We start from the raw sequence: 12,322 nt of genomic DNA on the forward strand, positions 1-12,322 counted from the left end.
CGTCATTTCGAGCGGACCCGATAGCTATCGGGTGCAACTAAGTCGAGAAATCTACCAGGAGATAGATCTCTCCGCTCCACTGCGTTCCGGTCGAGATGACGAAATTTTATAAAAAACTATTTCTTCAACGTATTCTCATACAATTTAAAAATCCGTTTATATTCATCAGTCCAGCTGCTGGGCTCAACAAAACCATGATCTTCTACGGGGTAAACGGCAAGTTCCCAGTTGTTTTTACCCAGTTCGATAAAACGCTGGGTAATGCGCACAATATCCTGAAAATGAACATTTACATCAACCATTCCGTGGGCCATTAACAAATTGCCTTTGAGTTTATCGGCAAAGTAAATTGGTGAGCTTCTCTTATAAGCAATAGGATCGTTAAACGGCTCGTTCAAAATGTTTGAAGTATAGCCGTGGTTGTAATGGGCCCAATCGGTTACCGAGCGTAAGGCGGCGCCACTCGTAAAAACATCCGATTCGTTAAACATGGCCATCAAGGTAATAAAGCCTCCGTACGAACCGCCATATAAACCAACATGTTTGGGGTTTACACCATATTTCTCTACCAAAAATTTAACACCATCTACCTGATCGGTTAAATCTTTCCCACCCATGTGGCGGTATATGCCCGTGCGGTGGTCGCGGCCATAGCCCGAACTTGCGGTGTAATCAATATCAATTACTGTATAGCCATTATCTGCCAGTAAGTTATTGAACATAAACTCGCGGAAATAAGTACTCCAGCCATAATGGACATTTTGCAAATAACCTGCACCATGAACAAAAACCACAGCCGGATGGTTAGGGTGAGGGTTGTCTGATTTATAAACCCTGGCATAAACATCGGCACCATAGCGGTTTTTAAAGGTGACCATATCCGGTTCGCGCCATTTGTAGCTATCAAACTCTGCCGAAGTAGATTGCGTAATTTTTACGGCTTTAGCGCCAGCTTTATTGGCCTGTAGGTATAATTCGCCTGGTTTATTGAGGTAAGAATAATTTATTGCCAGGTATTTCTCATCGGGCGAAAGTGTAATGTCACTTAAACCCTTCATACTGGTAAGTTGCACAAGCTCGCCTCCGTTTGAAGCAATTTTAAAGAAATTGGTAATTCCCGGATGCTCTTTGTTGGCTTTAAGATAAAAGGTGCTTCTATCTTTCGATAACTGCAGCGTTTGTACTTCCCATTTGCCCGATGTTAACTGTTTCTTATCACCTGTAGCTACATTTACCACATATAAATGCGAGTAACCTGTTGCCTCGCTTTGGTAATAAAAGTGGTTGTTATCTATCCAGCCTGTATTGCCCTGGTAGTAACCGCTAATTCCCGGGCCACCGATCCAGGCTTCATCGCGCTGACGATCCAGTAAAGAAAGTTTACCTGTTGTGGCATCCAGCTTTAAAATCCAGCGGTCTTTGTTATCGGTAGAGGCTGCAACCACTACGCCCATGCTTCCATTATCGTTCCACAATGGGCCAAATAAATTCACCGGACGATCGGCATTTTTCTTTTTTAAGGTATCCAGTTCTTTCGGATAATCTTTCAGATAATCGGGCAGGTCTTTGATTCCAGGAATGGTCGAGGTGAGGATGCTGTAGATCGTATCGCGCTGCGTATCATAAATAAAAGCCTGAGAGCTGCTCTCATTTTCGCCCACTTTTGCTCTGCCAGGGATATCTTCGGTATAGCCAGAAGCCGTTATATAATTTGGAACAACGGTATTGTGATTATTCTGTGCAGGGGTGGTTAGCTTGTAGGTAACAAAACGTCCATCGGGACTAATTACTACGCTATTTAAAAAGCGGTCGTCGGTGTAGAGCTCTTTTAGTGGCTTGTTCTCTCCATTGGCAGCGCCAAAACGGCCTCTTCCTCCACGGTTGGTGCTACGCGATTCGGCATTCCGTTTCTTAATAATATCGAATAGCTCGGTTTGCTGTGCCTTTAACCATTTATCTTGTTCAGTTGCCGCTTTGGCTTCCGGTCTTCCAGGCTTTTTACCTTTAACAAAATTGGTAATTTGGCTGGTTTCGGCCGATTTTAAATTCACTTCAAATAAATTATCGCCCGCCTGGTAAACAATATTATCATTATTTAAAAAAACAGGGCTGTTTTCCCGCTCGAGGGTATTGGTTAAGCGCGTTTCTTTGCCCGTTTTAAAGTTCTGAAGATAAATGTCGCCACTTTTTTCTACAAGCCCCATGGAACGGTCGGCATTGTAGGCATAATTTAAGCCTAGTAATTTCTCATCTTCTTTTTCTGCCGCTTTAACAGGTTTGTTCCCTGTTGCCGAAATTTTAAAAAGCTCTTCTTTTGCTTTATTTTCAGGGTTCCAGTTAAAATAAAGGGTTTTGCTGTCTGCTGTCCAGCGGAAATCGGTAGGTGCAACGCCCATCCATTTTGGGTCGCGCATTATTTTTTCTACTGTTAGGGGAGCGATTTGTTGCGCAAAGGTGTATTCTCCTGTGCAGAGCAAAAGAAAGAGGAAATATTTCTTCATGAATATTAGGTTTGGTGCAATTTAGATAATGGGGAGATTAAATCAAGAAGGAAATGGAAATGTTACACCATCCCAAGCACATCAGTTGCCACGGAGGCATGGAAGTCACAGAAAAAATTTAATTGTATTCCGTGCAAATCAGTGTTTCCGTGGCCAGGAAATTATCGGATTACTCTTCCGGTTTTATCTACATTCACATCATCAAACGGCTTCAGATAGTCGTTAATGATAACGGCAAACTCTCTGCGGGTTAGCACTTTTTTAAGATCGTACATCGACGAAAATTTATAACTCTTGTTCCATTTTTTCTGCAACTCGTTTTTGGTAGCATCGGCCGATTTGTTGCCTACGTAGCTTACCATGGCCACAGTATTCTCTAAATTGATGGGCACATTCTGATGATCGTCGAACCAGATCTGCGCCTTGTAATAATAATCTTTAATGGGTTGCTTGATTTCATCGTAGCTAACTTCCTTTTCGGGATTAAAGAAGGCTTTCCCTTGTTTTAGTTCCGCTTTGATGATGCCGGTAATACCCACTTTCTGGATAGCCAGCCAATTAGAATCAACAGGGCTTATATCTTCAAAAGGCATAAGTGCGTGTTTGTAGCTTAACAATTCGCCCTGAATCCTTTTCAGATTCGCTAAACTGGTTTTGGTATCAAAAAAAGCGGCATAAGCTGCGGTTGCTCCGGCTGCAGGCCCAGTTTCGAATGAGTTGGCAGAAATATAGATCAGGTTTTCCTGATCAGGGATAAGCAGGTTGTAGAGGGATAAAAAATCAGCTCCTGTTGCAGTATTACTGGCTATGCTTGTCCGGTAAATATTTTCGGCATAGTTTAAATGGCCTAATTTAGCTGGGTTTAAGGCACTAATTTTTAATGCCGCGATAAGCTTATCAGGAGCATCGGCCATAACCAGCACTTTTGCCCTGATGCTTACATCTTTGTTTAATTTGGCTTCCCAACCGTTACCTGATCTTTTAATTTCGCTGTAAACACTATTGTTTATTACGTTTAAAAGCAAAGTACTATCGACCGCTATTTTTGGCGGATTTTTTTTGTCCTTTTTAGGCTTGGGAAGATTCAGGCTTTTTGCATTTTCCGTCTCTCTTTTTAGAAAACTTTGATAAAAAGGAAGCAGCCTTTGTGGTTTGTTTTCTAGGGTTAACTGTTCTTTTTGAGTAAGCAGAATTGTTTTAACACCCGATTTGAAGGATTGAAATGCAGCGGAATAGGCCCCGTCGCCGTTTCCAATTACCAATACATCTGTTTTTAGGGTTTGGGCTTGCATAACGAGCGGAATTAAGCAGGCGAAAACAAAAAACAATCTTTTCATCTTTAAAATTAAAATTTGCTGCAATATGCTTTAAATGAATGAATTTTTAATGAAATGAGTTGATTTTAACTAAATTTAACCAGCAAACCAGTTAAATCGCCTTCGGTTTTCAATTATGGAACAACAGATCAAACCAGTTTTCGACTTACAGCAACAGCATAAATTTGAATTGCGGAAAACCGATGCCAAAACGCGGATTGCAAAACTGAAAAAGCTTAAACAGGCATTAACAGATGCAGAAGCAGAGATTTTTGCAGCACTTGAACAAGATTTACGCAAAAACCCTTTTGAGAGTGCCGTTACTGAATTGTATTTTACTTATGCCGAAATAGATCATGCGATTAAAAAACTGAGGAGCTGGATGAGGCCTAAAGCAGCAGGCAGAACCTTGAGTAATTTTTTTGTCCGCAACAGAATTTATTACGAACCTAAAGGTGTTTGTCTCATTATTGCCCCCTGGAATTATCCGCTGCAGTTGATGATGAGTCCGCTGGTTTCGGCAATAGCTGCCGGAAACTGCGCCATTCTTAAACCTTCTGAAATTAGTGCGGCAACGGCCAGTGTGATTGCTAAGCTCATTGCCGCCACTTTTGAGCCAAAAGAAATAGCCTGTTTTGAGGGCGATGCAGCCGTTTCTACGACATTGCTGGGATTGCCTTTTGATCATATTTTCTTTACTGGCAGTACCGCTATTGGTAAAGTAGTAATGGAGGCTGCGGCGAAGAACCTGACTTCAGTTACCCTTGAGCTTGGTGGAAAATCGCCTGCCATAGTAGATGACACCTGCGATTTAAAAAAAGCTGCTGAAAAAATTGCCTGGGGAAAGCTGGTAAATGCAGGGCAAACCTGTATTGCGCCTGATTATGTGCTGATTGAACAAAACCTGGAGGCCGATTTTGTAAAACACTACCATGCTGCGGTAGAGAAAATGTTTTATGGGCATTCAGAAATTAATAAAGGCGATTACGCTAAAATCGTAAACCAAAAGCAGTTCAACCGGTTACAAAAACTTGTTGAAGCGGCTGTAGCAGAAGGCGCTATTGTGGCCGTCGGCGGCAAGTTTGATGAAAAAGATTTTACAATAACGCCTACACTTTTAACGGCTGTAACCGAAAACAATGTGATTATGGAGGATGAAATTTTTGGTCCTGTACTGCCTGTTGTTAGTTATAGCCGGTTGGGGGAGGCTATTGATTTGGTAAACCGGAAGCAAAAACCTTTAGCACTTTATATTTTTTCCGATAGTACTGTGAACCAAAATAAAATCATTGCAGAAACCAGTGCTGGGGGAACTTGTGTAAACGATGTATTGGTACACATTGGCAACCCTAATTTGCCTTTTGGAGGTGTGAACAGCAGTGGTATGGGGAGTTGCCATGGTATTTTTGGCTTTAAAACTTTCTCGCACGAAAGGGCAGTAGTGTTTCAATCGAAACTGGGCGTTACGAAAATGATTTATCCGCCTTATGCGTCAAAAATGGGTTTGCTCAAGTGGTTGAAGAAATTGATGTGATAGTTGTTTTAATGTCGAAAAGTTGTAATGTTTGAAGGTTCAATTGCAGCTTTTCAACCTTCCAACTTATTCTAATAATTCTCCCTTAAAAAGCTTATTTTAGGTTCATGGATATAGAACAGCTTAAATACCCTATTGGTCAGTTTTCAATGCCTGCCATTTTCGATCAAAAGCAGATTGATGAGTGGATAGCTGAAATAGAAGCCTTACCCAGCCAGCTTAAAAAGGCTACAGAAAACTTAACGGAAGAAGATTTAAACCAAACCTATCGTCCGGGGGGCTGGACTTTGCGCCAGGTTGTTCACCATATTCCCGATAGCCACATTAATGCCTATATCCGGTTTAAACAGGCTATCACAGAAGATGTGCCTGTAATCAGACCTTATTACGAAGAGCGCTGGGCAGAAACAGGGGAGGCAAAGGCTGGAGATATCCAACTTTCTCTTGCCTTAATAGCTGCATTGCATCAACGTTGGGTTGCTTTTTTAAAAACATTGCAACCGGCCGATTACCAGCGGAAATATATCCATCCGGAGCATGGAAAGGAACTTTCTTTAGCGAATATGCTAGGCATGTATGCCTGGCACGGCAAACACCATTTAGCGCACATTACCAATACCCTAACAAAATGAAAAATACCCGTTTAACTTTACTGACCTTATTGGTTATTGGTTTTTCGACCTTCGCGAATGCTCAAAAAGCGCCATCCAAAACCTTAGCTTTTGTTTTAGGCTCATGGGAAATGCAAACACCCAAAGGAAAGCTGGTTGAGCAATGGGTAAAAAATCCTGATCAAACACTTAGCGGCAAAAGCTTCCGGATTAATGCAAAAGGGGATAGTACGCTTACCGAAACACTTCAAATCAGAAAGATTGGTAAAGATATTTTTTATTGCTCAACAGTAAACGGGCAAAATGAAGGCAAAGAAGTGTGTTTTAAGTTAATTTCTACTAAAGATCTAACATACGTCTTCGAAAATCAAACGCACGATTTTCCACAGCGGATAGTTTATCAGGATAAGGGCAAAAAAGAAATGCTCGCCTGGATTGAAGGCGAGCTGAATGGTAAAAGCCGGAAATCGGAGTTTAAATATAGAAGGCAATAGACGATTCGTCATGCTGATCCGATAGCTATCGGATTTATTTCAGCATCTTTTTAGCATGAAAGACCCTGAAATAAATTCAGGGTGACGATCAAGGTAAAAAAGAGAATCTAACTACATCAGTACCAGCATGGCAGCGCTCATGGCAATCATGATAGCGTCTTCTACTATGGTTACAGTGCTCATGGGCAGGTTGAAAACTGCACCCAGACAGGCACATTGAATTTTTTTCTTGTTCAGTACGCTTTCTAAAACACCCAGAATACTCACTGTCATTACAATTAAAGTAACCCAGTTAACCACAACAGGCGATAGGTTTAGTGCGAAAGATAAACCCAATCCCAGTTCAATAAACGCGTAGATGTAACCCCAGGCACTAAATTTTTTGGCTACAATATCGTACATCGCATAGCTTTCGGCAAAAGCTTTCAAATTCAGCATTTTGAAGAAGGAGAAAGTAAGGAAAAAACCTGCCATAAAAATGCGCATGAAAACCATAAAATCTATCGTTCCATTTTGCAAAGAAACCATTAATGAAACTGCGGTAACATAGCCAAAAATGAGGAGAATGGGTTTATAGGTTGCTGCCCAGGATTTAGTTTCTTCGACCATTTCGCTATGTGCAATTGCCGAGATCTGGTATTTGCTGTCTTTACCACCTAATGCATCTTGTAAGGCGCTAAGGCCTATGTGTTTATCCATGCTAATAGTGGCCGAGTTTGTATCTTTCGAAACTTCAACCGAAGTAATATCAGGCAAAACCAAAAGATTACTTTTTACTTTATTTTCGCAACCGCCACAAGTCATGCCGGTAAGTTGATAGGTATGTGTCATGTTATAAATTTTAAACAAATTTACCTCTTCAAACACCCTGATTTGTTATACAATAACCATAAAGTTTTATAGGATTTTGGATGCTGTCATTCTAAACGCTGTGAAAAATCGTTTACTGTTTAGTGGAAATTTTCTTTGCAAATTTTGCACCCAACTAGGCCATAGTACAGTATCTCCGTTCTACTTAAATCCGGCCTAACAAATTTTTCGGGCTGCAGTATCCCAGCCACACTACCGGCTTTGAAAGAAAAATTTTCAGCCGGCATTTTTTGTTTCTTTTTGATGCCAAAAAGAAAGAGCCCTTCGGCGGCGGCGAGCCGAGGCAAGGACGAGCTGTAGGGCAAAAAAGCAATTATAAGTCGTGCATGTTGATTTTTATACCATAAATTGCTCCCAGCGCAGACGTATTACCCTACCAAAACCGAGGTCATCGTTAGCGAACCGCCAACAGCTTTATCGTTAAAGAAAGTAATTTCTTCCTGATCATTTTTCAATCCCAGGGTATAAATTAAGGGTAAATAATGCTCTGGTGTTGGGATGGCGAGCATGGCATCCGAGCCTAAACTCCGGTAATTCATTAGAGGTTTGTGGTCGCCGTTAGCAATCAGATTTTTAAATTTATCATTCATTTCGTTGGCCCAGTCGTAACCACCACCGTGAATCATTTCCCAGCTTAACATCCGCAGGTTATGTACCATGTTGCCGCTACCAATTACCAGTACACCTTTTTTACGCAGGGCATAAATTTCTTTGGCAATTTCGTAATGCTCTTCTGGTGCTTTGGTGTAATCGATACTTAACTGCAGCACGGGAATATTGGCCTCGGGATACATGTGCCTTACAATGGTCCAGGTTCCGTGATCTAAGCCCCAGTCGTGATCTAAACCAACAGTAGTACTGTGAATTAACGATGGGATTTCAGCTGCAAGTTTAGCATCACCAGGGGCAGGGTATTGCACATCGAATAATGCTTGCGGAAAGCCGCCAAAATCATGAATGGTAGATGGAAAATCCATTGCGGTAACAAAGGTACCGCGGGTATACCAATGTGCCGAAACTACCAGTACTGCTTTCGGAACTGGAATATATTTGGCCAGATCGGCCCAGCTCTGGCTAAACTCATTGTGCTCAATACCGTTCATGGGCGAGCCATGGCCGATAAATAGGGTTGGCATCAAATCGGTTTGTGGCAAACGCTGAGTAAAGTTTCTGAATTGAGATAATGCTGACATGGTATTGTTGTTTGTCTAATCAAAATTTAAATAATCGTCCTACTGAACTTTTTTCAGGATCCGATGAGAGAGATTCCGGGCCAGGCCCGGAATGACGATGTTTTTCAGTTATTTAGCCTGAACAAACTCCAGGTTTAATTTAATCGCAACATCTTTAGCTACACCTGCCCCTGTTGGATCGTATTTAATGTTATAATCTAAACGGTTAATGGTGGTTGTGGCACCGAAACCAGCTTTAGTATTGCCTTGTTGGTCTTTAGCTGTTCCGCCGTAAACCACAGCAAATTTTACATCCTTGGTTACATCGCGGATAGTTAATTTACCACTTAATTCGTAATTGTTACCGCTTAATTTTTTAAAACCGGTACTTTCGAATTTCATGGCCGGGAATTTTTCTGCATTGAAAAAATCGTCGGTTTTTAAGTGACCATCCCGCATATCAACACCAGTGGTAATGCTGTTCACATCAACAGTAAAGTTAATTTTGGCATCTGTTAAATCGGGTTTTGCCGCAGTAACAGCGCCATCAAATTTTTTAAATGAGCCATCAACAAAAGAAATACCCATGTGTTTAACTGAAAAGTTAACAAATGAATGCATGGGATCAATTTTCCATGTTGTTTGTGCAAAAGAAGCCACGCTGATTGAGGTAGCTATCAGGAATAAAAATAATTTTTTCATGTCTTGTTCTTTTTTTTAACAAAAGTACGCTGACATTCAAAAGGATAGTATTGATGTATGTTAAGAAAAAGCTGGGTTATATTTCGTCGAGCGTTTTGCGCTGATTCAATGTTTTGGCTTTATACGCCGATGGTGTAAAGCCTGTTACCTTCTTAAATTGTGTTGAAAGATGAGCTACACTGCTGTAATTGAGCTGATAGGCAATTTCGCTGAGAGTAAGTTCACCATAGGTTAGCATTTCTTTGGCCTTCTCTATTTTCTGAGCGATAAGATACTTTTCGATGGTTTGTTTTTCAACTTCAGAGAAAATAAGGCTAAGCTGAGGATATTCGAGTTTAAGCTGTCCGCTTAAATAAGTGGAGAGATTAATTTTTAACGGTTCTTTTGAATAATGAACAAGGTTGATGATCGATGTTTTGATTTGCTCGGCAATTTGCGTTTTCCGGTCTGCCAGGAGCTCAAAGCCAAAGGGGTGTAAGGCTTCACTTATTTTCAGTTTATCATCTGCACTGATGGTTCCGGGAAGTACAACTTCACCTAGGTCAACCGAAACAGGGTTAAAGCCAAGCTTTTCCAACTCGGCTTTAACCACCATTTTACAGCGGTTGCATACCATATTTTTGATATGCAGATTCATTATTTCGATTTAAGGGTTTCTGAAACATCACCACAATCAAACATCATACTGCCATAGTAAGGGTTTTCGATGTTTTCTTTTTCGTTTAACCAGCTGGCTTTAGCCATCGGGCAATGCTGAACATAAACAGTTGCATTATTGAATTTAATGTTTTTCACTGTTTTAATCATGGCATATGAAATACCTTCGAAAGATTTACGCTGGGCTTTGATATCTTTTCCGGCAGCAAGCTCGGCAGCTTTAGCTTTAATTACTTTTGCCTGTTCCATCCAAAGCATGTGTTGCGTAGCAGGTAAATCTTTATGCGGAATAGCCTCCACTTTAGCTGATAGAACTTTTACTTTCTCTGTGGCCAGATCTTTTTTATCGGTAGCCAATGCATTTTTAACATCGTAGTAAGCGGTGAGTAGCTGATTAAAAGCCCCATCTGTTTTACTTTGTGCAAAAGTGATTTTAGTAGTAGCGATAGCGATGAAAGCTACCATTATCATTATTTTTTTCATCTGTTGATTTTATTTTAATACGTTAAAAAAATTAAATTCTGCCCTTAGGAGGTACATGTTTTTGGTGTAGCGATCAGTCATATTTCCAGCAGCCTGAAAGCGGTAACCTAAATCAATCCGCGTGGTGCTGTTCAAAATAACCTGTAACGCAGGTGCCAAATCGAGGTAAGATTGCCCCGTAGCAGGATCTGTTTTACCCAGCATTTCAAAATAAACATTAAAGTTGGGCTCCTTGTAGTTTTTGTATACAAATGGTAAAACCAGGTAGCCCGACGATAAACTGTAAGAAAGCATATTATTAGGTCTGGGCATGCCCGCAATTTGCCTGTCGCTGTTTTCAAAAGCATGCGCATAACCTAATGTTGCCGACAAAGCTAATTTATGCAAAAGCTGGGTAAATATTACACCACCCTGTACGCCACTGTTATCGCCTTCCAAATTGATGTCGCGGGTATAAGTGGGGCGTTTACTCGTGCTGATGCGCCCAAAAGCTGCGGCCCTGAAATGGCTTTGCGCATCATCTATCGATAAAAAACGGTATTTGGCATATAAACTTCCACCTTCTAAACGATATTTCCCATCCATATCAGAAAGGAAAGCCTGTGCATGTGCCATCAGGTTTTTATTGAACCCGATCATCACTTCAGGGATTGTACGGCTTACGAAACCGGGATTGTTGAACATACCCTCATTGGTGATGCGCACGCCAATAGATTTGGTGGGCATGTTGCTTGCCGGTTCGGTAAAGACATACAACTCCTGACTAAAAGCATGATTGAAAGCGCCGGCCAAAACCAGCGCTAGAATGAATATCCTTTTCATGGCTTAAGAAAGCACTAAATGATAAACACGTGTTTTCTTGCCATTAACCACGCCGGTACCACTTGCGTAGGCATCAGAATTAATCGAAGCGGCCTGCTTCTTAAATGCTGCACCAGAAATAAAGTTTTTATCAATAACCGATGCCTTTACGGTGCCGTTTAGGGTTTTGTTTTTTGCGTTTACAAAACGATAAACGTTTCCATTCACTATGGCCTGGCCTTTATCGTCAACCTTAACCTGGTCGAAATTGAAATCTGCAGTTAATCCACCTACTGAGAAACCAGCATCCTGAACTTTTTTGCGTACCAGGTCGAGGTTAATGTCGGCACCTTTTTTAAAGGTAAGTACAAAAATGTTTTTGTTTAGATCGGGTTTAACCGAGTTAATAAAGCCTAAAGTCTCCAAAGATTTTTGTGTGGCATTAGAGCACATCGAGCAGGTTAATCCGGTAACCTGTAAATCGGCAGTTGATATTTGTTGCGCCGAAGCAGTTACGGCGAAGAAAAGCATAATAATGCTGAATAATTTTATCGTTTTCATGATTTTTTTGAATTAGAATAAAAGAATAATCCGTCTTTTCGACGGAATTTTTCATGACAGAGAAATCTCAAAAGATAGATTTCTCATTCCGTTACACTTCATTCGAAATGACGGAAACGAAAAAATCCTAATTCCTGAAAATACAATTGAAAACATGCAAGGCAACCCGCGTGGAAAGGGGTGGAGCCCTGTTCGAAATTTTGTTAAAAAACTCCGGATTGATGTTCGAAAGAAACTCAATCACTGGTGGGTGGATAAACAGCTGGATAGAAAAAAGCTTCGGCATTTGTATTTGTGCCTCTGCCTGATGGCTATCCTTAACTTTTACCGTTACCTGGGTGTTTTTGCAGCAGCCGTCATCTTTCTTTTCGGCAGGTATTTCTTTACAGAATTTGCAGGAAACCTCGTTGCTGAACATTTTTACATTTGCAAGCTTTCCTCCGCAAAAGTGTAAACTTAAAGCCAAACCCATCACACTAACTGCATAGAATACAGCCAAAGAAAGTGCTATTTTTTGTTTGAGCTTCATAATTACAAAGGTAAGGCAAAAAATATCGAATTATAGGTGCATTTATTTATTGAATTTCATTTTTTAGCTTAATTTAGCCTCAAACACCTTT

13 protein-coding genes are annotated in these 12,322 nt (G+C 40.8%); 3 read left to right on the forward strand and 10 right to left on the reverse strand.

Annotated features, from left to right (window positions below; genetic code table 11):
* Window positions 1-116: 116 nt before the first annotated feature.
* Both BLR37_RS09200 and BLR37_RS09205 read right to left on the reverse strand, forming a co-directional pair.
* Window positions 117-2,501, reverse strand: a complete 2,385-nt coding sequence (locus BLR37_RS09200) for a S9 family peptidase (protein ID WP_167356574.1) — start codon at window positions 2,499-2,501, stop codon at window positions 117-119.
* A 161-nt stretch (window positions 2,502-2,662) separates the two neighbouring features.
* Complete coding sequence (locus BLR37_RS09205; RefSeq protein ID WP_090767497.1) at window positions 2,663-3,838, reverse strand: hypothetical protein; 1,176 nt, start codon at window positions 3,836-3,838, stop codon at window positions 2,663-2,665.
* Window positions 3,839-3,953: 115 nt separating this feature from the next.
* Between BLR37_RS09205 and BLR37_RS09210 the strand changes: the two genes are divergently transcribed.
* The 3 genes from BLR37_RS09210 to BLR37_RS09220 all read left to right on the forward strand — a co-directional run bounded on the left by BLR37_RS09210 (window position 3,954) and on the right by BLR37_RS09220 (window position 6,456).
* Window positions 3,954-5,351, forward strand: coding sequence for an aldehyde dehydrogenase family protein (locus tag BLR37_RS09210; RefSeq protein ID WP_090767500.1), 1,398 nt, complete (start codon window positions 3,954-3,956; stop codon window positions 5,349-5,351).
* 107 nt (window positions 5,352-5,458) lie between these two features.
* Entirely contained in the window at window positions 5,459-5,983 is a 525-nt protein-coding gene (locus tag BLR37_RS09215; protein ID WP_090767503.1) for a YfiT family bacillithiol transferase, read from the forward strand.
* Window positions 5,980-6,456 carry a DUF6265 family protein gene (locus BLR37_RS09220; protein ID WP_090767506.1) on the forward strand — a complete coding sequence of 159 codons (477 nt, stop codon included), beginning with the start codon at window positions 5,980-5,982 and terminating at the stop codon, window positions 6,454-6,456. The genes BLR37_RS09215 and BLR37_RS09220 overlap by 4 nt, the downstream gene beginning before the upstream one ends.
* A gap of 111 nt (window positions 6,457-6,567) precedes the next feature.
* Here the strand turns inward: BLR37_RS09220 and BLR37_RS09225 are convergent, their stop codons facing one another.
* From BLR37_RS09225 to BLR37_RS09265, 8 genes are all read right to left on the reverse strand, one after another.
* Window positions 6,568-7,287, reverse strand: coding sequence for a heavy-metal-associated domain-containing protein (locus BLR37_RS09225; protein ID WP_090767902.1), 720 nt, complete (start codon window positions 7,285-7,287; stop codon window positions 6,568-6,570).
* Window positions 7,288-7,694: 407 nt separating this feature from the next.
* Window positions 7,695-8,519 carry a 4,5-DOPA-extradiol-dioxygenase gene (ygiD, locus tag BLR37_RS09235; protein ID WP_090767513.1) on the reverse strand — a complete coding sequence of 275 codons (825 nt, stop codon included), beginning with the start codon at window positions 8,517-8,519 and terminating at the stop codon, window positions 7,695-7,697.
* Window positions 8,520-8,627: 108 nt separating this feature from the next.
* Window positions 8,628-9,200: a YceI family protein gene (locus BLR37_RS09240; protein WP_090767516.1), complete on the reverse strand. Its 573-nt coding sequence runs from the start codon at window positions 9,198-9,200 to the stop codon at window positions 8,628-8,630.
* A gap of 76 nt (window positions 9,201-9,276) precedes the next feature.
* The gene (locus tag BLR37_RS09245; RefSeq protein WP_090767519.1) at window positions 9,277-9,837 is read right to left on the reverse strand and encodes a helix-turn-helix domain-containing protein; all 561 of its coding nucleotides are present in this window, start codon (window positions 9,835-9,837) and stop codon (window positions 9,277-9,279) included.
* Window positions 9,837-10,322: a DUF3347 domain-containing protein gene (locus tag BLR37_RS09250; RefSeq protein WP_167356575.1), complete on the reverse strand. Its 486-nt coding sequence runs from the start codon at window positions 10,320-10,322 to the stop codon at window positions 9,837-9,839. The genes BLR37_RS09245 and BLR37_RS09250 overlap by 1 nt, the downstream gene beginning before the upstream one ends.
* Before the next feature lie 27 nt (window positions 10,323-10,349).
* Window positions 10,350-11,162 (reverse strand): transporter family protein, encoded by an 813-nt coding sequence (locus BLR37_RS09255; RefSeq protein WP_090767525.1) that lies wholly within the window; start codon window positions 11,160-11,162, stop codon window positions 10,350-10,352.
* A 3-nt stretch (window positions 11,163-11,165) separates the two neighbouring features.
* On the reverse strand, window positions 11,166-11,702 hold the full coding sequence (locus BLR37_RS09260) for a heavy-metal-associated domain-containing protein (protein WP_090767528.1): 537 nt from the start codon (window positions 11,700-11,702) through the stop codon (window positions 11,166-11,168).
* A 127-nt stretch (window positions 11,703-11,829) separates the two neighbouring features.
* The gene (locus BLR37_RS09265) at window positions 11,830-12,231 is read right to left on the reverse strand and encodes an HYC_CC_PP family protein (protein ID WP_090767531.1); all 402 of its coding nucleotides are present in this window, start codon (window positions 12,229-12,231) and stop codon (window positions 11,830-11,832) included.
* Window positions 12,232-12,322 lie beyond the last annotated feature (91 nt).

The sequence above is a fragment of the Pedobacter soli genome (assembly GCF_900101435.1).
In the GTDB taxonomy this organism is placed as follows: domain Bacteria; phylum Bacteroidota; class Bacteroidia; order Sphingobacteriales; family Sphingobacteriaceae; genus Pedobacter; species Pedobacter soli.

Coding starts and splice junctions, on each gene's coding strand:
- BLR37_RS09260 (WP_090767528.1), bottom strand. CDS start 11,702: ATGAAAACGATAAAATTATTCAGCATTATTATGCTTTTCTTCGCCGTA.
- BLR37_RS09240 (WP_090767516.1), bottom strand. CDS start 9,200: ATGAAAAAATTATTTTTATTCCTGATAGCTACCTCAATCAGCGTGGCT.
- BLR37_RS09250 (WP_167356575.1), bottom strand. CDS start 10,322: ATGGTAGCTTTCATCGCTATCGCTACTACTAAAATCACTTTTGCACAA.
- BLR37_RS09210 (WP_090767500.1), top strand. CDS start 3,954: ATGGAACAACAGATCAAACCAGTTTTCGACTTACAGCAACAGCATAAA.
- ygiD (WP_090767513.1), bottom strand. CDS start 8,519: ATGTCAGCATTATCTCAATTCAGAAACTTTACTCAGCGTTTGCCACAA.
- BLR37_RS09205 (WP_090767497.1), bottom strand. CDS start 3,838: ATGAAAAGATTGTTTTTTGTTTTCGCCTGCTTAATTCCGCTCGTTATG.
- BLR37_RS09220 (WP_090767506.1), top strand. CDS start 5,980: ATGAAAAATACCCGTTTAACTTTACTGACCTTATTGGTTATTGGTTTT.
- BLR37_RS09215 (WP_090767503.1), top strand. CDS start 5,459: ATGGATATAGAACAGCTTAAATACCCTATTGGTCAGTTTTCAATGCCT.
- BLR37_RS09200 (WP_167356574.1), bottom strand. CDS start 2,501: ATGAAGAAATATTTCCTCTTTCTTTTGCTCTGCACAGGAGAATACACC.
- BLR37_RS09265 (WP_090767531.1), bottom strand. CDS start 12,231: ATGAAGCTCAAACAAAAAATAGCACTTTCTTTGGCTGTATTCTATGCA.
- BLR37_RS09245 (WP_090767519.1), bottom strand. CDS start 9,837: ATGAATCTGCATATCAAAAATATGGTATGCAACCGCTGTAAAATGGTG.
- BLR37_RS09255 (WP_090767525.1), bottom strand. CDS start 11,162: ATGAAAAGGATATTCATTCTAGCGCTGGTTTTGGCCGGCGCTTTCAAT.
- BLR37_RS09225 (WP_090767902.1), bottom strand. CDS start 7,287: ATGACACATACCTATCAACTTACCGGCATGACTTGTGGCGGTTGCGAA.